Source organism: Paenibacillus sp. DMB5, from assembly GCF_001517085.1.
In the GTDB taxonomy this organism is placed as follows: domain Bacteria; phylum Bacillota; class Bacilli; order Paenibacillales; family Paenibacillaceae; genus Paenibacillus_AQ.
The window spans coordinates 52,140-74,712 of sequence record NZ_LRAC01000003.1 but is presented as its reverse complement, the minus strand read 5'-3'; the positions used below and the strand labels follow the sequence as shown (position 1 = coordinate 74,712).

Annotated in this window: 14 protein-coding genes and 2 pseudogenes; 5 read left to right on the top strand and 11 right to left on the bottom strand. The window is 53.5% G+C overall.

Annotated features, from left to right (window positions below; all coding sequences use genetic code 11):
• Positions 1-6 precede the first annotated feature (6 nt).
• Entirely contained in the window at positions 7-456 is a 450-nt protein-coding gene (locus AWJ19_RS00800) for a polymer-forming cytoskeletal protein (RefSeq protein ID WP_068720717.1), read from the top strand.
• Positions 457-504: 48 nt separating this feature from the next.
• Here AWJ19_RS00800 and AWJ19_RS00795 read toward each other — a convergent pair.
• The 5 genes and pseudogenes from AWJ19_RS00795 to AWJ19_RS00775 form a co-directional block, all read right to left on the bottom strand.
• Positions 505-1,285: pseudogene (locus AWJ19_RS00795) on the bottom strand (ABC transporter permease subunit).
• Positions 1,278-2,207 carry an ABC transporter ATP-binding protein gene (locus AWJ19_RS00790; protein WP_068720715.1) on the bottom strand — a complete coding sequence of 310 codons (930 nt, stop codon included), beginning with the start codon at positions 2,205-2,207 and terminating at the stop codon, positions 1,278-1,280. The pseudogene AWJ19_RS00795 and the gene AWJ19_RS00790 overlap by 8 nt, the downstream one beginning before the upstream one ends.
• 762 nt (positions 2,208-2,969) lie before the next feature.
• Entirely contained in the window at positions 2,970-7,565 is a 4,596-nt protein-coding gene (gltB, locus tag AWJ19_RS00785; protein WP_068720803.1) for a glutamate synthase large subunit, read from the bottom strand.
• A 376-nt stretch (positions 7,566-7,941) separates the two neighbouring features.
• A complete protein-coding gene (locus AWJ19_RS00780) occupies positions 7,942-10,296 on the bottom strand; it encodes a YhgE/Pip domain-containing protein (RefSeq protein ID WP_068720713.1) in 2,355 nt (784 codons plus the stop codon).
• A 242-nt stretch (positions 10,297-10,538) separates the two neighbouring features.
• Entirely contained in the window at positions 10,539-11,114 is a 576-nt protein-coding gene (locus tag AWJ19_RS00775) for a TetR/AcrR family transcriptional regulator (RefSeq protein WP_068720711.1), read from the bottom strand.
• A gap of 304 nt (positions 11,115-11,418) precedes the next feature.
• Between AWJ19_RS00775 and AWJ19_RS00770 the strand changes: the two genes are divergently transcribed.
• On the top strand, positions 11,419-12,606 hold the full coding sequence (locus AWJ19_RS00770; RefSeq protein ID WP_068720709.1) for a glycosyltransferase: 1,188 nt from the start codon (positions 11,419-11,421) through the stop codon (positions 12,604-12,606).
• Between the two features lie 69 nt (positions 12,607-12,675).
• Here AWJ19_RS00770 and AWJ19_RS00765 read toward each other — a convergent pair whose 3' ends face one another.
• Both AWJ19_RS00765 and thpR read right to left on the bottom strand, forming a co-directional pair.
• Positions 12,676-13,566, bottom strand: coding sequence for a cell wall hydrolase (locus AWJ19_RS00765; RefSeq protein ID WP_068720706.1), 891 nt, complete (start codon positions 13,564-13,566; stop codon positions 12,676-12,678).
• Positions 13,567-13,648: 82 nt separating this feature from the next.
• Complete coding sequence (thpR, locus tag AWJ19_RS00760; protein ID WP_068720802.1) at positions 13,649-14,254, bottom strand: RNA 2',3'-cyclic phosphodiesterase; 606 nt, start codon at positions 14,252-14,254, stop codon at positions 13,649-13,651.
• 112 nt (positions 14,255-14,366) lie between these two features.
• On the opposite strand from thpR, the gene AWJ19_RS00755 reads away from it, so the two are divergent.
• Positions 14,367-15,218, top strand: coding sequence for a D-2-hydroxyacid dehydrogenase (locus tag AWJ19_RS00755; protein WP_241781547.1), 852 nt, complete (start codon positions 14,367-14,369; stop codon positions 15,216-15,218).
• Positions 15,219-15,391: 173 nt separating this feature from the next.
• Here the strand turns inward: AWJ19_RS00755 and AWJ19_RS00750 are convergent, their stop codons facing one another.
• Together AWJ19_RS00750 and dgt are read right to left on the bottom strand one after the other, a co-directional pair.
• The gene (locus tag AWJ19_RS00750; RefSeq protein ID WP_068720704.1) at positions 15,392-17,167 is read right to left on the bottom strand and encodes a methyl-accepting chemotaxis protein; all 1,776 of its coding nucleotides are present in this window, start codon (positions 17,165-17,167) and stop codon (positions 15,392-15,394) included.
• Positions 17,168-17,359: 192 nt separating this feature from the next.
• Complete coding sequence (gene dgt / locus AWJ19_RS00745; RefSeq protein ID WP_068720702.1) at positions 17,360-18,769, bottom strand: dGTP triphosphohydrolase; 1,410 nt, start codon at positions 18,767-18,769, stop codon at positions 17,360-17,362.
• Between the two features lie 190 nt (positions 18,770-18,959).
• On the opposite strand from dgt, the gene AWJ19_RS00740 reads away from it, so the two are divergent.
• Positions 18,960-19,733, top strand: a complete 774-nt coding sequence (locus tag AWJ19_RS00740) for a polysaccharide deacetylase family protein (RefSeq protein WP_068720700.1) — start codon at positions 18,960-18,962, stop codon at positions 19,731-19,733.
• Between the two features lie 119 nt (positions 19,734-19,852).
• On the top strand, positions 19,853-20,872 hold the full coding sequence (locus AWJ19_RS00735) for a helix-turn-helix transcriptional regulator (protein ID WP_068720698.1): 1,020 nt from the start codon (positions 19,853-19,855) through the stop codon (positions 20,870-20,872).
• An 85-nt stretch (positions 20,873-20,957) separates the two neighbouring features.
• Here the strand turns inward: AWJ19_RS00735 and modB are convergent, their stop codons facing one another.
• The gene (gene modB, locus AWJ19_RS00730; RefSeq protein WP_068720697.1) at positions 20,958-21,620 is read right to left on the bottom strand and encodes a molybdate ABC transporter permease subunit; all 663 of its coding nucleotides are present in this window, start codon (positions 21,618-21,620) and stop codon (positions 20,958-20,960) included.
• 33 nt (positions 21,621-21,653) lie between these two features.
• Positions 21,654-22,411 (bottom strand): annotated as a pseudogene (gene modA / locus AWJ19_RS36170) (molybdate ABC transporter substrate-binding protein).
• Positions 22,412-22,573: the final 162 nt, after the last annotated feature.

The following is a 22,573-nucleotide window of genomic DNA, read 5'->3' as shown; positions in this document are numbered from 1 at the left end:
GTATACATGTGGAATAAACGTAAGCAGGCTGCGCCGTTCAGGCCGACGGATTCGCTGATCGGCCACGGGGGCAATCTGGAGGGCAAGGTGCAGTGTGATACGAATCTGCGGATTGAGGGGAACTTCAGCGGAGAAATCCAGTGTCAGGGCACTGTTACAATCGGCGAACAGGGAACCGTACGGTCCTCAATCAAGGCAAGAGAAATCATCATCGCCGGAAAAGTGTACGGTGACGTCACAGCGGATCAGCGGCTCACCATGACAGGCACTGGTCAGCTGCACGGCAACATTCTGGCGGGCACGCTGAGCATTATGGAAGGCAGTGTGCTGAACGGCTCAATCGCTACAGCCGAACAACCTGCAGCCTTGCTGTCAGATGCTTCCGCCGGGGCGGAAAACACGGACAAAGCAGGCAAGCGCGGGTCCAAGCAGCAGGGCAAACGCGAAGCAGGCTAAGCGGGCAGTGCCCGCTTAGCCTCACTTTTATTACATCAGATGACCTGTTTAAGCAGCTACATCCCTTTTACTGAAGACAAGCCAGGAAACGGCCAGGAACAGCACATAGTACGCAGCCAGCACTGCAACCGAGAAGCCAAGGCTGACCCCTCCCGGACCTGTATCGCTGAGCAAATAGCCCCGCAGGTCCATATGGGTAAAGATCAGATACTTGGCCCACTCGAAGCGTTCAGGATTAAAAATCTGGACAAAATATTTTGGTGAACATGATAAACAGCGACAGTCCGATCGCCAGCCCGCTTGCGCGGAAGACACTGGAGACCATAAAGGCAAGGGCTGCTGTCAGGAACAGCTCAATGTAGCGGCAGAACAAATCCATGAACGAGTATTCCGCCGGGGTCCAGGACATCAGATTGGTTACATCAGAGGTATCCTGCCCGGAGAAAATGAGCGATGACGCATATCCGAAAGCAACCAGCACAGCGGTGCTGAGCAAGCTGAACAGGATCATCGAAATGTATTTCGAGAGCAGAATTTTGGAGCGGCTCCACGGACGGATCAGCAGCAGCTTGATGGTTCCCCAGGAAAATTCACCGGCCACAGCATCAGAAGCGATCACCACCGTAAAGATGGTATTCAAAAAGAAGGAGATTGTTACCGTCAGCTGAAAATTATCCCACACTCCAACCGGGTCAGAACTGCTTGTAAAATAAATCAGTGCCGGAAACAGCGCACTCATGAGTCCCAAGATAACCAGCATAACCCATGTGCGGACCCGGCTGTAAATCTTGATGTTCTCATTATGTATGAGAGCTGCGAACTCACCCAATGCCTTCACCTCCGGTAATCTCCAGGAATTGATCTTCAAGTGACCGTGACAGCGCCCTGATGCTATATACTTTGAAGCCTGCCGCCACAAGTTTTGCATTCAGCTCAGCAATGTCCTCACGTCCGGCCTCCACGGAGATCCCCCCGTTTTTTAACACGCCTTGTCCCAGCACGGCCAGCGCACCCTCAGGATCATCAACCTCAAACAGCGTTTCCGTGACCGGCAATACAGCGTCCCCCACTGCTTTCAGCTGCTTGACATCAATCAGCCGGCCGTTCTGGATAATGGCCACGCTGTCACACATCAGCTCCATCTCGGACAGCAGGTGGCTGGAGACAAATACGGTCGTACCCTCCTCCTGGCACAGCCGCCGCAAATAATCGCGCAGCTCCCGGATGCCCTGGGGGTCAAGACCATTCGTCGGCTCATCCAGGATCAGCAGCTTCGGCCGGTGCAGCAGGGCCTGGGCCACACCCAGCCGCTGGCGCATGCCAAGCGAGTAGGTTTTGACTTTGTCATTAATTCTCTGGCCAAGCCCGACCAGCTGCACAACCTCATCAATCCGCTGCTTCGTAACACCGGGAATCATCCGGGCATACTGGCGCAGATTCTGGTACCCGCTCAGGAACTTGTACATTTCCGGATTCTCCACAATTGCGCCGACATTGGCCACAGCCTCTTCAAAATGATCCTTGATGCTGCGTCCGCAGATCAGAATATCGCCGCGGCTGATCGAGATCAGACCGACCATCATGCGGATCGTAGTTGTTTTCCCGGCGCCATTGGGCCCAAGGAACCCGAAGATTTGTCCGGGCGGAATATCCAGCGTCAGATCACTTACCAGTGTTTTGGAGCCGATTTTTTTGGTCACCCCCATCAGGCTGGCTACAGGCTTATTCGCTGATTCTGCCGTAAGTGGCATTCCTTCACTTCCTTTCTTTCGTTTATAAAATGAAATAATTTTAGATTGAACAAAGAAATATCCTGTATTAGGATTAGCCGTGACTCCAGAGAATATTTGGACTTCCGGCCGCTGCCCTTCTGCAGATTTCTTTATTTATACCGTTCTTAACGGTTGAAATCCGCAGACTGCCTATGCTTCCGTAGCGAGCTTTTCTGCGAAAAGCTTTCAGGCGGTCGCTACGCTCCTCCAGTTCCAAAATTCCCCTCCGTCACTCTTCCTTTAACATAAAATTCCCAGTTAAATCTATATAGCCATTTCATTTTATATATTTTCCATTTTACCACATCCTGCCTTTTTCCTGAAAACCAGGGAAAAAGGAAGAGTTAACTAACTAATAGACGGTTTAATAGGACGGTAACCCTGCATATATAGAAAATTATAAGAAGAATGTCGCTCCATGCGCCCCCCTCTACCTATAAGCCCGAATTAACCGCCGCCAATCTTTAAATAGGACAATGTTCAACAGAAATAATGGGATTTTCCCCTCTATTGCGGCTCACTCTGGTTACTTTGAGGATGTTCCTGCATTTGGGACTGAGCAGACAAGCCTGCTTTATTGTAGGTAATCCATTATTAGCAATCTATCATGCTTAGGATAGTGGGATGGCAACAACTATTCCGGTACATATGAGAAAGGGCCGTATCCTTCGCCAAGCGGAAGAATACAGCCCTTTTCTCATTATTCCATTAAGCCGGTCAAAAAGACACGGCTATGATGATTTAGCCTCCAACACGCGCAAGCTCACGCATATTGGCTTCAAAAGCAGCCATTAGGGCAGCTTCGCCGGTCAGGCCGGTCTGCTCAACCTTGCGGATCTGCTCCAGCATCCGTTTGTAATCCTTCGGAATGACGCGGACGAACTTAGGCAGCGACGCTTCCCAGGAGTCCAGAATCCGGCCTGCGGCAGCACTGCCTGTAAGCTCGGCATGACGGCTGATCAGCTTGTGCAGCTCAGCTGCTTCCTCAGCTTCTTCAACCCGCTCCAGCAGGACCATTTCCAGATTACAGCGTTTGATGAAGCTGTTCTCCGGATCGTAGACATAGGCGATACCGCCGGACATCCCTGCCGCGAAGTTGCGGCCGGTTGCACCCAGCACGGCTACGCGGCCGCCGGTCATATACTCACAGCCGTGGTCACCCACGCCTTCTACGACTACATTCGCACCGGAGTTGCGGACCGCGAAACGTTCGCCGGCAATACCGTTGATGTACGCTTCTCCGCCGGTTGCCCCGTAGAGCGCCGTGTTTCCGATAATGATGTTATCTTCGGCGGCAAAGGTAGCCTTAGGCGACGGCTTGATGATCAGCTTGCCGCCGGACAGCCCCTTACCCACATAGTCATTGGAGTCGCCTTCGACCGTAATCGTGATCCCCTTAGGTACGAAAGCACCAAGACTTTGTCCGGCAGAGCCGGTGAAGTTCAGGCGGATCGTATCATCCGGCAGCCCGGCAGCCCCGTATTTACGGGTCAGCTCACTGCCCAGGATGGTGCCGACAGCACGGTTGACGTTGGTAATCGGCAGGGATACCTCCACCGGCTGGCCGGATTCCAGTGCCGGAGCCGCCAGATCGAGCAGCTTCGATACATCAATCGTTTCTTCCAGGCCGTGGTTCTGGAACTTGCTGCGGAAGCGGGTGCTTCCTTCCGGCAGTTCCGGCGTATGCAGCAGGCCGCTCAGATCGACACCCTTCTTCTTCCAGTGGTAATCAGCATGGACAGCATCCAGGCAATCCGTACGTCCAACCATCTCTTCAATGGTCCGGAATCCAAGCTCTGCCATAATCTCGCGCAGATCCTGAGCCACAAAGGTCATGAAGTTAACGACATGCTGCGGATCGCCGGTAAAGTTTTTGCGCAGATCCGGATTCTGGGTAGCAACGCCGACCGGACAGGTGTCCATCTGGCAGACGCGCATCATGATACAGCCTACCGCTACGAGCGGCGCGGTTGCAAATCCGTATTCTTCGGCTCCCAGCAGTACAGCTACCGCAAGGTCGCGCCCGCTGAGCATTTTGCCGTCAGTTTCAAGTACAACACGGTCACGCAGATTGTTCAGCATAAGCGTCTGGTGAGTCTCGGCAAGGCCGAGCTCCCACGGCAGACCGGCATGGCGGATCGAGTTCATCGGGGAAGCCCCGGTACCGCCGTCATAACCGCTGATCAGGATAATGTCGGCACGGCCTTTGGCTACGCCGGCAGCAATCGTTCCGACACCAACCTCAGACACCAGCTTCACGTTAATGCTGGCCCGCGGATTAGCGTTCTTCAGATCATAGATCAGCTCTGCCAGATCCTCGATTGAGTAGATGTCATGATGCGGCGGCGGCGAGATCAGGCCTACGCCTGCTGTAGAGCCGCGCACTTCCGCTACCCAAGGATAAACCTTGCGGCCCGGAAGCTGTCCGCCTTCACCAGGCTTCGCTCCCTGTGCCATCTTGATCTGGATCTCATCGGCGTTCACCAGATAGTTCGAGGTTACCCCGAAACGTCCCGATGCCACTTGTTTGATTGCACTGCGGCGGGAATCGCCGTTAGCGTCAGGAATGAAGCGGGCCGGATCTTCCCCGCCCTCACCGGTGTTGCTCTTTCCGCCGATGCGGTTCATTGCAATCGCCAGCGTCTCATGGGCTTCCTTACTGATGGAGCCGAATGACATTGCTCCGGTCTTAAAGCGTTTCATGATCGATTCTGCCGGTTCAACCTCATCCAGCGGAACCGGCTGGTTCACGGATTTGAATTCCAGCATGGAGCGGATCGTCTGGTGCTTCTTGCTCTCCCCTTGAACAAGCGCGGCATATTTCTTATACAGCGCGTAGTCACCGCTTCGTACAGAATGCTGCAGCAGATGAATGGTCTGCGGGTTGAACAAATGATCTTCCCCGTCACTGCGCCATTGATAATCACCGCCGGAATCGAGCACCTTGTCGTTGCCGTCCTTATCAGTGAATGCGCGGTTGTGGTGCATCAGGGCTTCAGCCGCCACTTCCGCAAGGCCGATACCGCCGATGCGGGAAGGTGTCCAGGTGAAGTAACGGTCCACGAACTCTGTGCTCAGGCCGACCGCTTCAAAAATCTGTGCGCCGCGGTACGACTGAATCGTGGAGATCCCCATTTTGGACAATATTTTAACTACGCTCTTAGTCGCAGCCTTAATGTAGTTCTTAACAGCCTTCTCATGCGAGATGCCGCGCAGCAGACCCTGGCCGATCATATCGTCCAGACTCTCAAAAGCAAGATAAGGATTGACTGCACTCACGCCGTAACCGAGCAGCAGCGCGTAATGATGCACTTCACGCGGTTCGCCGGACTCCAGCAGAATGCTGACTTTGGTCCGCGATCCGGAGCGGATCAGATGGTGATGCAGGCTGGATACAGCCAGCAGCGCCGGAATGGCTGCATTCTCACGGTCTACGCCGCGGTCAGACAGGATAAGGATATTGTGGCCTTTGGCCATTACACGGTCAGCCGCTTCATTCATGCGCTCAAGCGCGATGCGCATGCCTTCCGCTCCAAGCTCAGCCGGGAACAGAATCGGAATCGACATCGACTTGAAGCCGGCACGGCGGACGTGGCGGATCTTGGCGAAATCCTCATTTGAGAGGATCGGCGACTCCAGGGAGATCTGCCGGCAGCTCTCCGGTTCAGGCTTCAGCAGGTTGCGTTCCGGACCGATTGTGGTAGCTGTAGACGTAACCAGCTCCTCACGGATGGCATCAATCGGCGGATTGGTTACCTGAGCGAACATTTGTTTAAAGTAGTTGTAGAGACGCTGCGGACGGTCCGAGAGCACAGCCAGCGGGGCATCATAGCCCATCGAGCCGACGGCTTCGGCGCCGGTGGAGGCCATAGGCTCAAGCACCTTGCGCAGATCTTCAAAGGTATAGCCGAACGACTGCTGCAGCTGCTGCACATTGTCATGCTTAGGATTCGGCAGCTCAGGCGCTTCAGGAAGCTGATCCAGACCGATCAGGTGCTCATCGAGCCACTGGCGGTAAGGCTGCTCGGAGGCGATTTGGGCTTTTACTTCCTCATCCGAGATAATCCGGCCCTGCTTCGTGTCAACCAGCAGCATACGTCCCGGTCTCAGCCGGTCTTTGTATAATACATCCTCTGCCGGAATATCAAGCACTCCCGCTTCCGAGGACAGAATAATCATATCGTCTTTGGTTACATAATAACGCGCAGGACGCAGACCGTTGCGGTCAAGCATCGCACCTATTTGCACACCGTCGGTAAAGCCCATTGCGGCCGGCCCGTCCCACGGCTCCATCAGCGTGCTGTGATACTCGTAGAATGCCTTCTTCTCTTCGCTCATAGTCTCATGGTTGCTCCAAGGCTCAGGAACCATCATCATGGCTACATGCGGCAGGGAGCGTCCGCTGAGATAGAGGAATTCAAAGGTGTTATCGAACATAGCGGTATCCGAACCGTCAGGATTGACAATCGGCTTGATTTTGCCGAGGGATTCCCCGAATACTTCACTCTTGAACAAGGACTGGCGGGCATGCATCCAGTTCACATTCCCCCGCAGCGTATTAATCTCACCGTTGTGGATCATGAAGCGGTACGGGTGGGCACGCTCCCAGCTCGGGAACGTATTCGTGCTGAAACGGGAGTGAACGAGGGCAATTGCCGACTCCAGCTCTTCATTCTGCAGATCCAGGTAGAACTGGCCTACCTGCTCGGTTGTCAGCATGCCTTTGTATACGATCTTGCGGCAGGACATGCTTGGCATATAAAAGGATTCAGCCTCTTCAACACCGCCGTAGCGGATAGCGAGCTCTGCACGCTTGCGGATTACAAACAGCTTGCGTTCAAAGGCCAGCTCATCAGCAAGGCCTTCGGAACGGCCGATAAACACCTGGCGTACATAAGGCTTGGCAGCCTTAGCGGTTTTGCCCAGCATTTCATCATAGGTGGGAACATCACGGTATCCCAGCACTGTCTGGCCTTCTTCAGCAATAATCTCGCTTAACAGAGCTTCATGACGGGTGCGGATCTCCTCGTTATGAGACAAAAAGATCATGCCCACGCCATATTGGCCCTGTTCCGGCAGCTCAAAGCCAAGCTTTCTGGCTTCACCGGCAAAGAAACGGTGCGGAATTTGCAGCATAATGCCGGCTCCGTCACCGGAGTTCGGCTCGCTTCCCTGTCCGCCGCGATGCTCCATATTAAAGAGCATGGTCAAAGCGTTGCTTACGATATCATGGGAAGGTTTACCTTTAATATGGGCAACAAAGCCCATGCCGCATGCATCTTTTTCGAACTGGGGATCATAAAGACCTTGTTTGTTGGGCAGTTCAGTGTGTCTCATCATACGCAACCTTTCTATTCTAAAGTAGTACCTTGATTCTCAGGAAAATGTTACAAAGAAATACTTAATATTTATTCAAGCCAGATTGGTTATATAAGTTTATCATCGACCTGACATGAGCGCAATTTAAAGTTTTTTATGAGTTTGATTAACATTTGTTTTTACGGTACAGCTTTACTGAGCGAAAGTGTAAAAAAACTTTATCATGCATATTTATGCATAACCGATGTATAAGTCCTTATCCAATGAAAACGCTTCAGAGGGTTTTCTTTTTCACTATGTACTCTTTTTTATGGACTTTTCCGCATATAAAAAACACAAGGGCGCCCCCGCAAGGACGCCCTTTGTTCATATCAGCCATTTTCAGATAATGTGATTATACAGTCAAAACTTGTTCACCTTTTACAGAAATTTCATTCTCCTGCTCACGGGTCATGAAGTACGTAAACGTAAGGGCCAGGAATACAATCCCATAAATGGCCAGCACTCCCGCATCACTCCACATCACACCGTAATTGCCGGTGGAAATGGCTGCCTTGAACCCGCGGACACTGTAGGTCATCGGAAGCAGCGGATTAAAGAATTTCATCCAGCCCGGAATCAGCTCCAGCGGGAAGGTTCCTGCGCTGGTTGTCAGCTGGAAGATCAGAATCACAATCACTACAAAACGTCCAGGCTGATCCAGCCAGGTTACAATCGCCTGGATCATCCACATGAACGAAATACTGGTAATAAAGGTGAACGCGTAGAACAAGGCCACATTCTGTACCTCAAGGCCAAGGCCGTACAGTACAATCATTGCCGCCATCAGCGACTGGAGCACACTCATCATCGAGAAGGTCAGCGTACGGCTGATGAACCGGTTGAACCGGCTGGCACCTGGAACTTCGGAGCTGCTCATCGGAATGACCAGTGTGCAGATCAGCGCGCCTACAAACAATCCGAGTGACAGGAAGTAAGGGGCAAAGCCTGTGCCGTAATTCGGTACTGCGCTGACCTTCACTTCTTCAATCTGCACAGGCTGTGCGAACATGGACACCAGAGCGTCCGTCTTGTTCACTGTGCTGGTCTGGGAAGCGGCATCTCCAAGCTTGGAGGCGAGCTCACCGGAACCGGACTTCAGCTCGTCGAGGCCGTCCTTCAACTGGCCCGCACCGTCGCTGAGCTTCTTCGAGCCGTCCGCTACGGAGTTCAGGCCGCTGCTCAGCTGGCCTGCGCCTGCAAGCAGCTTGGAGGTGCCGGCTTCCAGCGCCTTGCCGCCGTCAGCCAGCTTCGCTCCGCCTGCGGCTGCTTCGTCCAGCTTCGCGCCGAACTGCTGCATCCCGGCGGACAATGTGCCGCCGCCGGTTTCCAGCTTCGCTGCGCCGGCCACGAGCTGCTGCTGCCCGGCCAGCAGCTGCGTGCTGCCTGCATTCAGCTGCTGCGCACCTTCATGCAGCTGGGCAACCCCCGCGTCCAGCTGCTGCGTTCCCGCCTGCAGCTGGTTCGCGCCCTGCACCAGCTGCCCGTGGCCGCTGTGCAGCGAAGTTGCGCCAGCCAGCAGCTGCTGCTGGCTCTGATCGAGCTGCGCTGTGCCTTCGGCTACAGCGGCGCTTGCGGCCAGCAGCTTCTGCACATCTGCACTTGCAGCAAGCTGCGGGTTCGACTTGGCCAGCTGCTGCAGGCCGTCTGATACAGCCTTGGCAGCGGCGCTAACCTTCGCGCTGCCCTCCTTGGAAGCCTGAAGACCGGCTTCCAGCTTCGCACTGCCTTCATTTGCGTCCGTCAGTCCGGCCGCAAGCTTCGCGCTGCCGTCCACTACGGACTGCGTGCCGGCCGCAAGCTTCGCTGTCCCGTCCACGGCCGACTGTGTGCCGGCCTGTAATGCCTTGGCTCCGGCTTCTGACTTCTTCAGTCCGGCGCTGAGCTGCTTGCTGCCGTCTGCAGTCTGGGCAACGCCGGCCTGCAGCTTCTTGTGTGCAGCGGACAATTGCTCAAGTCCGCCTGCCAGGGTGCTGCTGCCGCTCTCCAGCGCTGCGGCCCCTGTATTCAAGGCGGTTACGCCTTCTGTCAGCGGAGCTACACCTTCTACCAGCTTGCCCGTGCCTTCAGTCAGCACAAGCAGATTATCCTTCAGCTTGAGCGCACCGTCATCCAGTTTGGCTGCGCCGTCGGCAATTTTCGTTGCACCGTCTCCGGCATCGCCGAGCCCATCGGCGATTTCCGTAATTTTATCGAACACGGAAGTCGTATAAGCTTCAGTAATTTTGGCGGATACCTTGGTCTTGATATCCTTTACTGCAGTCCCGCCGATCTGGCCGGCAAGGAAGTTATAGCCTTCATTCGGCTCATAGATAATTTTGGCCGGCTGCGGATCTGCTTCCAGCAGCGTCGTCGCGTTCGCGGAAAAATCCTCAGGAACGATAATAGCCATATAGTACGTATTATCGTCCAGACCCGCTTCCGCCTCGGCACGGGTTACGAAATGCCATTTGAACCCGTCGGTCTTTTTAAGCTCCTCCACCAGATCACTGCCGGCGGTAAGCTGGGAGCCCTCGTACTCGGCGCCCTTATCCTCATTGACAACAGCCACCGGCAGCTCGTTCATCTTACCGTACGGGTCCCAGAAAGCCTTGAGGAATAATCCGCTGTACAGCACGGGAATGAACAGGACGACAAACATGGGAATCAGCACCTTCGGATTCTTCAGTGCCGCACCCAGGTCCTTGAAAAAGACAGATAAAGATTTCATTCTGGTTCTCTCCTTATAATCATATGCTCTTTATACAAAGCTATAAATCTCTCTCTGTTTAGGCGGGGCTGCTATTTGCTAGCTGGATGAAAGTTGCAGTAACACCAGATGACCATTTTCCCCATTCGGTCAATTAAGAGCAAAAAAAATTTGTTCAGCCTTTCTGCTGCACTCTCCACATGCAGCACCGTACTAAGGGACAGCGGACAAACTGTGCGCCGTTCCCTCCGGCAGCCCATGGCTTACTGTGCCAGGCCATCTGACAGAAACAAGTGAAAATAATCCTTGATCTGCTCCTTGCTCAAAGGTACATGCACCTTGTTCAGCTCGGCGGTCAGTACAATGTACAGCCTGAACATTACTATGGACACGATCTTGGGGTCACACGGCTTGATTTCCCCTTGCTGTATGGCCTGCTCCACCTCCCGTTCCAGATATTCCAGCACAACGTTCTCGAGCTTGTCGAGCCCGTCACCGGCCTGCGGCGTTCCGAAATCGCGACTTTCCTGGGAAAGCTTGATAAACAGCTCATGTTCGCTTCGAAATTCAAGCAGTGCATCCAGCACCCTGTGCAGGTTATCAAAAAACGGCTTATCCCGCCTGATCTCCCGCTCGGCGATATGCTTCATCTCAGTAATGACATCACGCAGAATCTCATCAAACAGCTGCTCCTTATTCGTAAAAAAGGTATAAATCGTGCCTTTTCCGACATTCGCAATCTTGGCGACCTGATCCATTGTCGTTGCCTTATAGCCGAATAATGAAAAACATTTCGTCGCGGCCTGAAGCACCAGCTGCCTTCGATCTACCACAGCCACCTGTATCCACTCCCTTTCCTGCAAAAAATCGCTGCCGCATTATCTTGACCACTTTACTAATCCGGTCATTTGGTCATTACCCACTTTATCACTTTCCCTTTCACTTGGCAATACCCGGCTGCGCTCTTTATTTTTAATTTATTGCAGTGTTTTAACTTTCCAATTACGTCTTATTTGTATAATGTGAGATAAGGGGTTCATTCCCTTGTATAATGTAATAGAACTATTACAGAGAGGTATCTCGTATTCGATCTAAGAAGAGGACCCGCAATTCTACCCATAAAGGAAAGTAGCAGGTGAACTTATGCGAAAGAAAAGAGTACTGCTGTTTTCGGAAGGCTTCGGCACGGGCCATACAGGGGCAGCCTATGCTCTGGCCGAAGGAATCAGACTGCTTAACCCGGACGTCCAGTGCCGGGTCATTGAGCTGGGCAAATTCCTGAATCCTACGGTTGCGCCTTGGATCCTTTCCGCTTACCGCAAGACAGTCAGCAGCCAGCCTAAGCTGGTCGGCATGATGTATAAAACCCAATATCATAAATCACTTAACCGGCTGACCCGTGCAGCGCTGCACCGGGTTTTTTATACTCATGCCAAAAAGGTGGTCGAGCAGCTGAAGCCCGATCTTATTATCTGCTCCCATCCGATTCCTGCCGCTGTCATCTCCAGGCTGAAGCAGCAGGGGCTGGATATACCGCTTTATACTTTGATAACAGATTATGACGCGCACGGCAGCTGGGTGAACCCTGAGGCTGACCGCTACCTGGTCTCTACCTCACGGGTCAAATCCATCCTTACCGGGCGGGGAGTGCCGCCTGAGCGGGTCACAGTCACCGGGATTCCGGTGCACCCGAAGTTCTGGGAGCGTTCCAACAAGACATTGCTTCGTAAAGAGCTCGGACTGGCTGATATCCCAACTGTTCTAATTATGGGCGGAGGCTGGGGCCTAATGTTCGGCCAGGATGTCATGGATTCCCTTACCGCCAGAATGGATCAGATTCAGCTGATCTTTTGTATGGGGAGCAACGACAAGCTGGTAGCGCGGATGCGCTCCACTCCGCTGCTGAATCATCCCAATGTAAAAATCCTGGGCTACAGCAGCGAAATCAACAAGCTGATGGACGCTTCAGACCTGCTGATAACGAAACCGGGCGGGATGACCTGCACGGAAGGGCAGGCCAAAGGGATTCCAATGCTGTTCTACAGCGCCATCCCCGGCCAGGAAGAGAAGAACTGCCAGTATTTCGTAGAGCTCGGGCTGGCCGAGGTGCTCGACTCCCAGGTGGTGGACAAATGGTTCTCCCTCCTGCTCCGCGAATACGCGGGGATCGAAGAGCAGCGCAGACGGCGGCTCGCCCTGGAACGCCAGCAGCCCCACAACTGCGCCTCCACGGTGCTGCAGCTTCTGGGCAAGACCGCAGACGGACCTGCCGAGCTCCGGAGCACACGGGCGCAGGCGCGGACAGAAGAGGCTGTTTATGTTACGCCCTGAACGATCAAAAACCTCCAATTCTGCCTGATGCAGATTTGGAGGTTTTTTAGTTGTCTGCAGGCAGGACCCTTATTTATAAAAGGTATGATTGCCGATGGTCTTGGCATAGGTGCGTGAATGATGTACGGTCAGATCCTGGGCCAGCTGCAGTGACAGGAAAAAATACGTATCGTCCGTAACCTCTTTCACTCCGGAAAGAGCGGCATTGACCGCTTTTATACTGTCTTCATTCGGTTTCACACGTTTAAGACGCCCGTTAGCTACCGGGCTAAACTGGCTTTTCTGATAAATAACCTCATATATAGTGTCGGGAAAATTGGCTGACCGTAGCCTGTTCAGAACAACGTTGGCGACTGCCACCTTGCCCTGGTACGGTTCACCCTCCGCTTCTGCCATTACAATCTTTTGCAGCAGTAGCAGGTCTTCTTCGGATACGGCGTAGCTCCAGGTTGCTTCCGCTTGCTGTTCCTGGTTTAGTAGCTTTGTCCGGGAGAAGAACAATTTAAGGGGGGGATTTTGCTGAGATGCCGTTTTGACTTTGTTTACAGTCTGATTCCCCTTGGCTGCCGCCTGTTTGAGTGCTGTCTGCACTGCCGGCGGGGCCTTCATCAGAGTGGCTTTGGGCTGAACGGCTGGTTTAACGGCTGCCTGCTTGGGCTTCAGCTTACCAGGATCGAACCATTCCGCCTTGGGCTGCTTGTCCTGCCAGACCTGGCCAAGACTTGTTGCTGATGTATAAAAGACAGGGGTGCTTATCCTGCCTGACCTCTCCTGAGCTGACGATTGCTGTACCTGCAGCGCTGCGGCTGCGGCATGGCCGGCTCCGGCTAATTTATCCAATTGCTGTGTATTCTGGCCTTCGGTAACAACGCCGGGGCTAAACAGGCTTATCGCTGAGAAACACACTAGAATTACGCCGACCAGCAGCGCAATACAGCGGTTTTGTTTAAAAATCTCCATCACTTACCTCCTAGTTTACGGCACATTCCTATTGTATGTAACCGAAAATGGAAGCTTTGAAAACTTTCTTGTCGATTTAAGCTTAGAAAAATGACATTTTTCCGATCATTTCATACATAGGAATGGCATGCATTCTAGTAGCATACACCACAAAAGCATCAACCGTCCAGTCTTTTACCGAACAATTGTTCTCTATTTTGTCTGTCCGGTCCCGCATATCGCCCAGCAGCCCCGAACTGAAAACGCGTTCATCCCGGTATTTGCGGGCTAAAGTCAGGTGCGGAGAATAGGATCTTTTTTCCGCCTTAAACCCCAGCGCCGAAGTTGCCGAAACGACGTCGCGCTGGAGCTCCTGCAGCCGCTCCAGCTCACCGGAAATCCCGGCCCACAGCACTCTTGGCGACTCCGGAGCACCGAAGGTTCCCCATTCCCCGAGACGGAGCCTGAACGGTTTCTGTCCGGCAGAAATTACCTTCAGGGCAGCAAGCAGTGCGGGAATTTGGGCAGCCGGGGTGTCACCCAGAAACTGGAGGGTAATATGATAATCATCGGGATATGTCCATTTGGCGAACTTCAGCCTTGAAGACAGTGCGGCCGCTTCCTGTCCCAGCAGCCTTCCCTGCTCCTCAGGCAGCTTCACGGCAACAAACAGACGCTCAGGATCACGGCCAAACGTACGGTTTTCCATGTGTATTTCACCTTTCGGGACAGATTTGATATCCTTATTGTATACAAGATCAGCCAATTTTACGAAAATTGTATAACGGGAGGGAACCATCATCACTAAATCCATTGTTTGTTTGCAGCCACTTACTTCTCAGCAGCAGGAGACCATTCTCGCCGCCGCTCCGGGTTATACCCTTACACTGGGAAATGCCAAAAGCCCGGATCTTGATCAGCTTGCCCGCGCGGAAATTATAATCGGCTGGGGCAAAGGCATAGCAGATACCGTGCTGCAGCCGGGTTCACCGCTCCGCTGGGTCCAGACCTGGTCTGCCGGCGTGGAGAAGCTGCCGCTTCGGAGGCTGGAGGAGCGGGGCATCCTTCTGACAAATGCCAGCGGTGTCCATGCCGAGCCGATCACGGCCGTTATTATCGGATTCATGCTGATGTTTACCCGAAACTTTCACACAGCGATCCGCAATCAGCTGGAACGCAAGTGGCATTCGGACGGCAAGGAAAGCGAGCTGACCGGTAAAACCGCCGTCATTGCCGGAACGGGCTCCATCGGAAGCGAGACCGCCAGAATCGCCAAGGCTTTCCGGATGAAAACCATCGGAATCAGCCGCTCAGGCTCAGAGGTTGACGGGTTTGACAAGGTCTACACCACTGCACGGCTGCATGAAGCAGCCGAATCTGCCGACTTCCTGATCAACACCCTGCCGCTTACCGACGAAACGAAGGGACTCTTTAATGCCGATGTGTTTAATGCCTGCCCGCAGGGGGCTTATTATATCAACATCGGACGCGGGGCGACCACGGATACTGAAGCCCTTATGACCGCGCTGAACAGCGGGCAGCTGGCCGAGCGGGTCTCGATGTCTTTGACCCCGAACCGCTCCCTTCTGAACATCCGCTTTGGGGCATGGAGCAGGTCATTATTACACCGCACTGCGCCGGTACGACGGACCGTTATGCCGACCGGATCGTAGAGCTCTTTACCGAGAATGTACAAGCTTACCTGAAGGACGGCCAGCCTTCCCGTAACCTGGTGGATTATAGCCGGCAATACTAATATCGTTTAACATCCCGGTTCGTTTTAAAAAGGGGGATTCCCGGCAGCTTTTCCTGCCGGGAATCCCCCTTTGTCTTTTGCTGTTCGCGGTTAAATCCGGAAACGCGTTACCGACTCCTCAAGCTCCACCAGACGGCTGCGCAGCTGGCCGATGCCGGCTGCCACCTCACTGGTCGCCTGCACCTGCTCATTGGCAGAGGCTGACGTCTCCTCCACTCCTGCTGCCGACTGCTGGGCAAGTGCCGAGATATGCTGGCTGAATTCATTCATCGTCTCACTTGCACCGGCCATTTTCCGGATATCTCCGCCCATATTATCAATGGTGCCTGCCATTACATCTACCGAGCGGTTAATATCCGCCAGGGCGCTGCCGGTCTCCAGAATCTGCCTGCCGCCCTCCTCCGTCTTCAGTACACCTTCCCGCAGCTGCTCCACCATCTCTCTGGAATCCGCCTGAATCCCTTGAGTGATGCTGGTGATTTCGGATACGGTCTGCTGCACATCCTCTGACAGCTTGCGCACTTCCTGGGCAACGACCGCGAATCCGCGCCCGCTGTCCCCGGCTCTGGCAGCCTCTATCGCCGCGTTGATGGCCAGCAGATGAGTCTGTTCAGAGATGCTGCGGATGGAGCCGACCAGCCGGAAGATCCCTTCATTCTTACGGTTAAGCTCCTCCACTGTATCCATCGACTGGGATACAACTTCGGCAATCTGGCCCATCTGTGCCACCGAGCTTTCCATCAGTGCTCTGCCCCGCTCGCCTTTGGTGCGCACCTGATCCGAATGCAGCCGCAGCTCTTCCCCCTTGCCGGCAAAGTCGCTTATCAGCTTGTTCAAATCCTCAACCGCCTTCGAGGCTTCCACAGCGGATTCCGCCTGGCTGCCTGCCGCATTGGCCAGCTCCTCCATTGTAACGGCAATCTGGCTGCTTCCCTCTTTGGTCCCTGACACCGTGCGGACCAGCTCATCGCCCTGCCGGGCGATGATTCCCGAGACGTTACGAATCTGGCTGACGATCGCAAGCAGCGTCCGGTTCGTGTCATTGGCCGTTTTGGCAAGCCGCCCTATCTCATCCTCATTGCGGATCAGGGTATCCTCCGAGGTCAGATCCCCCTCCGCAATCCGCTGCAGATGAGCGGTTACCGCTTTGATCGGGTTAATAATCGTCTTACGGATTACCATATTGATCAGGCCGATAATCAGCAGTACAAGCAGTATGATTATACTGATAATAGTAAGCGAGGCGTGAAATGCATCCTCCGAGTGTCTCCCATCCTGCTCGGCATCCTCCTGGCTGTGCTTGACCAGCGCCTCCAGATCAATCTGCATCGCATTAAAGGCATCAATCCCTTTTTGCGAGACCTCCAGCGCGAGCTGCTCATTCCCCTCGTCACTAAGCTTGATAGCCTGACTATTGATCGTCATGTATTCATTCCATTTGTCACTGAGGGCTGACAGCTGCTCCAGTCCTGTGTCACTGTCAAGCGATTCTCTGTAAAGCTTCATCAAATCGGCAACCTTGCGGATCGCCTGAGCCCTTTGTTCTTCAAGCTTAGCCTTTTCAGCACTGTCTGTATTGAGAATATGCTGCATACTGAGCGCCATAATGTGCTCTGTATAATAATTGATATCATGCACCTGATTAAGCGCCGGTATTGCTTTTTCAACAATATTCCCTGTGTTTTTCTGCATATTGTACATTTGATAGAGGGAGGTACCCCCGATTAGCAGAACCAGCAGGGCCAAGGCTGCGTAGCCTGTGGCGATTTTTGCTCCAACGCTTTTTTTTCTGGCCTCCATGACCTTTTTCATAGTACCTTTTGTCTGCTTCAGTACGGATTCCAACCGATTCCGCTCTTTTCCCACAACTATGCCCCCTCTGATTTCCGAAAACCTTACAAGTAATTTACAATCGATTGCTTTCATTTTCACAATTGGGCAAAACGATACACTACTCTCTATATTTCGGCAGGAATTACGGATATTTTTAGATGATGTCATATATCCTCCGCACAATAAAACCGGGCTCCCGCAGGGAACCCGGTCTGTCTGAACGGCTTAATCCAGGTCGTAAATGGAGCCTACCTTCAGGCCGTACAGCTCGTTATAGATTTTTTCGGCAAAAGCATCCGTCATCCCGGCGATGTAGTCGATCACCATATGCTCCCAGGTCCAGATCGGCTTCTGCTGCCGCTGGTCCTTCTCAAAGCGCTGCAGCCAGTCGCTCGGAATGATCGCCTTGGAGGTCTCCGGATCGTTGAACGCCCCCCACAGCCGGCGGAGAATCCATTCACTGCGTTTTTGCAGGCGCTGCACGCGCAGGTCGCGGATCATCGTAACCCAGGCGAAGCTTTTGAGCACACTGACCGTCCGCAGCATATCCTCATCCTCTGCGCCATCCTTGATGAACGTGACCTTCTTCCAGTCCCCGTCGGAAATGACCCCGAGACTGGCGACGAAGGTGCTTACCCAGTAAGCCTTCACCTCCCGGCGCGTACGGGAATAATCATTTTCGCAGGTCGGCATCTTGTCCATCCAGACTCTCAGGAACTCGCTCAGTACCGCCTCCACCTTGATGTGGATCGCTTCAGGCTGCCAGCCCTTCCAGAAGGAGTCCTCCAGCGTCGTAATCTTCTCTACAATCAGCCGCTGGATATAGGTATCGTGCATAAAATGCTCATGGACTTCAATCTTGCCCGCCTTGATCCCGTCCTCCAGATCATGCGCGGAATAGGCGATGTCATCGCACAGGTCCATCAGCTGGGCCTCCAGCGTCTTTTTGCCGTCAGGAATCCCCCAGTCCTTGCGGATCTCCGAGATATAATTCCATTCGGACAGATACATGCCCTTCTTCAGCACCGTGCCGGGAAAAGGATACTTGTTGATCCCCAGCAGCACGGCATCAGACAGATTCAGCCCGTCGATATTCTCGCGCTTCTCCAGAAACATGATCAGCCGGAAGTTATGCGCATTGCCCTCAAAATGCTCATACTGCCGCTTCATATTCCCTTCGATCGTCTGCTTCTGCACCGGGCCGGCGCCTGACTTCAGCGCTTCCTCGGCTGTTTTTTTGGCGATAAGCTGCTCCAGGATGTTGTCCAGCACCTCTTCCCCTTTATGCCCGAACGGGGGATGGCCGAAATCATGGGCGATGGCTGCACATTCCACCACTTCAGGATCAATGACAAGCCCGGGGTTGTCCGCCTGTCCGGTTTCCACCTCAGGATAAGAACGTAACAGGCTTTTGGCTGCCTCGCGGGCAATCTGCGCCACCTCGAGCGAGTGGGTCAGACGGGTCCGGTAATAATCGCCGGTGCCGGCGCCGAATACCTGTGATTTGCCCTGCAGCCGGCGGAAGGTCGGTGAGTGAATCAGGCGTGAATAGTCGCGTTCATACGCCGCTCTTGATGTCTCCAGACGGGTAATCTCCGGATACTGCCTGTGCTCTCTTTTCTCAATTAGTGTCATATCCGCTGCCCCTATCCATGTTCTGTATTTAGTACTTCATTATAGACATTTCCGGCAGAACTTTCACTCTAAAATAGAAAAAACGAGTTCTCGCCTGCCGTGAATATTTCATCACAGGGATGGAGCATTCTAAGGTCAAAATAGCCCGTTTCCCGCACACGGGTCCGCTATGGAGTGAAGCTGACAAACCATGAAAAGATTCCGCCGAATATCAGCAGCAGTTCTGGCCCTGCTCATGCTGCTGGCCAGCTGGTCAAGCCACGCCCTGGCCCGTTCCGATACCAAGAACCGCCAGTATCATGAGCAGAAGGGCGACATGATCTGGGAAGTGCCGACGCGCCAGAAAGTGATCGCCCTGACCTTCGATGATGGCCCTGACCCGACCGACACTATCAAGATTCTCGATGTACTGCAGGAATACAACGCCAAGTGCACCTTTTTCGCCATAGGCAAAAAAATCGCCGCCTATCCTGAAATCGCCAGCCGGGTTATCTCAGAGGGCCATGAGCTGGCCAATCATACTTATAACCATGTATATTTCAAACGGCCTATCTCCGTAGAGCAGGTAATGAAGGAGCTGAAGCTGACGGAAGACGAAATTGTAAAGGTTACCGGCCGGCACAGCAGCCTTTTCCGGCCGCCGGGCGGGATGTATGACGAGACGCTGGTCAATGTCTCAAACCGCATGGGGCTGAAGCCCGTGCTGTGGTCGTGGCATCAGGATACACGCGACTGGAACCGTCCGGGGGTTTGGAATATCTCCAGCAAAGTCATCACGAATGCTCATAGCGGTGATATTGTCCTCTTCCATGACTATGTTCACGGGCAATCCCAAACGTATGAGGCCCTGCAGATCATTCTGCCTGCCCTGGAGAAGCAGGGATACCGGTTTGTTACCGTCTCCGAACTGATCGGACTGTCAGCCTCCGAGAAGGCGGGAGACATCAGACAGCTGGCCTATTAGGGACTGCCCGGCCTCCTGAGGGTTCTTTAATTGCACAGGCTCTCAAAATAAGGTAGGCTTGATCTATCATTTAGACTGATTGGGCGCTGCCGCAGTGCACCTCTAGGAGGCTTTATCCCATGTCCGAGAATACTTCCTATACAACCGAGGAAATCGCCCGGCTGTTGAAGATATCGAAATTAAAGGTCTATGACCTGATCAAAAAAGGCGAGCTGCCGTCATACCGTGTCGGGAAACAGATGCGGGTAGACCACTCTGATCTTGAGGCCTATAAGCAGAATTCGCGCAGCACAAGTTCGTCCGCAGCGCCGCAGGGGGCTTCTGCCGCCCCTGTCCCTCTGCAGACAGGTATGCCGTTTGTTCTGCCGCCGGCAACCTTCTCGCCTCCGCTTCACCTTACCCAGCCTGGTTCCGGACCGGTTAAGGCTGCTGCAACGAACATAGTGATTACCGGACAGGACATGTCCCTTGATATTCTGGCTACCCATCTGGAGCGCAGCCTGCCCTCCTCCCGGCCGCTTCGTTCTTATGCCGGCAGCCTCGACAGCCTGATCGCCATGTACAACGGCGAATCGGACATAGTCAGCACCCACCTGCTGGACGGCGATACAGGGGAGTATAACCTCCCCTATATCCGCAAGCTGCTGGTGGGCTTCCCCTATCTTGTCGTGCGTATGCTGACCCGCAGCGCCGGGCTCTATGTACAGCAGGGTAATCCGCGGAATATCCGCAGCTGGCAGGATTTGCAGCAGCCGGGCCTGAAGCTGATTAACCGTGAGCGCGGCTCCGGCGTCCGTGTGCTGCTGGACGAGCAGCTGCGGCTGCACGGAATTCCTGCAGCCGGACTGAGCGGGTATGGGACCGAGGAGAACAGCCATCTGGCGGTAGCCGGCCGCGTGGCCCGCGGTGAAGCCGATGTCGGCATCGGTATAGAAAAGGCCGCCAAAATCATTGAAGGTCTGGAGTTCATCCCGCTGATTCAGGAGCGTTATGATCTTGTAATGCTCAAGAAGCCTGAGAATGAACAGTGGATTGGCGCTGTGCTCGATATTTTGCGTTCCCCGGCCTTCAAGAACGAGCTTAATACGATTCACAGCTATGATCTTACTGGAACCGGTGAGATTATCTACGAAACATAACGCTTCTCCGGATAAACAAAAACTCCGCTTCCCTGACTGACCAGGGAAAGCCGGAGTTTTTGTATGTAATCGTACACCTTCACCGTTATGAACGGCGGTTAACGAACATCAGCATAAGCGCAGAAATGACTATGATTGAACAGACCCACATCCAGGCAAGGGTCATATTGCCGCCGTCTACGGCAACATAGATTGCAGTCGGTACAGTCTGGGTACGCCCCGGAATATTCCCCGCTACCATGATGGTCGCCCCGAACTCACCCAGCCCCCGGGCAAATCCCAGCACAAATCCGGCAGCCAGCGCCCGGCCTGCCAGCGGCAGCGTAACATACCGCAGCACCTGCAGCTCGCTGGCCCCCTGGGCGCGTGCGGCGTCCTCAAGATCCTTATCCACTTCCTCAAAGCCGGCCTTTACGGTCCGGTAGACCAGCGGAAAAGCGACGACTACAGCAGCTATCACCGCTGCTCCCCATGTAAACAGAATGGTCTGCTCTGTTAACCGTTCATACAACTCTCCAATCCAGCTCCTGCGTCCCAGAATGACCAGAAGCACAAATCCGACAACGGTCGGCGGCAGAACAAGCGGCAGCATCAGTACAGTCTCCAGCAGACTGTAACCCGGGAATTTCCGGCCCGCCATCAGCTTGGCCGCATAGGTTGCCAGAATAAATACAATAATGCTGGTAATTACAGCGATTCTGACTGAAAGCCAGACCGGGGCGAAAAATTCAGTCCAATTGATCTCCATTCGCTTCCACCCCGCTTATCTTCATTCGATGAATTAATCCGCCAGTGAAAATCCGTAGCTTGTGAAGATGCTGCCTGCTGCCTTGGTCTGAACATAATTGTAGAAGGCTTTGGCTTCTGCCTGATGATCAGATTCCTTGACAATGCCTACAGGGTAATTAATGGCCTTATGCACATGTGCCCCTACAGTAAGCGCGATCTTTACCTTAGAGGAAGTGAGGGCATCCGTCTTGTATACGAAGCCTGCATCCGCATTCCCTGTCTCTACATAGGAGAGCACCTGACGGACATCCTTGGCAAAGACCAGCTTGCTCTGCAGCGTATCCCATACCTTCTTGGCAGTCAATGACTGCTGGGCGTACTGGCCGGCAGGCACGGATTCAGGCTGGCCAACGGCCACCTTTTTAAAGGCCTTATCGGTAAGCAGTGTAATGGAAGTGATCTTTGTTTTGGAGCTTACGGGAACAACCAGCACCAGCTGATTCTTCAAGAGCTGCTTACTCTCCGAAATAAGCCCCTCGTCCACCAGTGCCTTCATCTGCTTATCCCCGGCAGAGAAGAACAGGTCCGCGGCGCACCTTGTTCAATCTGCTTCTGCAGCGTGCCGGAAGCACCATAATTGAAGACAAGGTCAATATCAGAATGCTGCTTCTCATACAGTACCGCGATTTTATCCAGGCTGTCCTGCAGGCTGGCCGCTGCGGAAACGATAATCTCTGTTTTCTTGGCTGCTGCCTGTACCTCAAGACCGGGCGTTGCTGCCGATGCACCTGATACAAGAAAAACAGACATGATGATCACAGCTAGTTTCTTGAACATATGGATTCCTCCTACTTATGTATATCTGTATATTTTGGTGTTATTTTAGCACAACCTTTTTTATAATACTATATGGTTAGTTATGTTTGTTTATATTTAGTTATGAACAGTTATATATAATATAAATTGAACAAA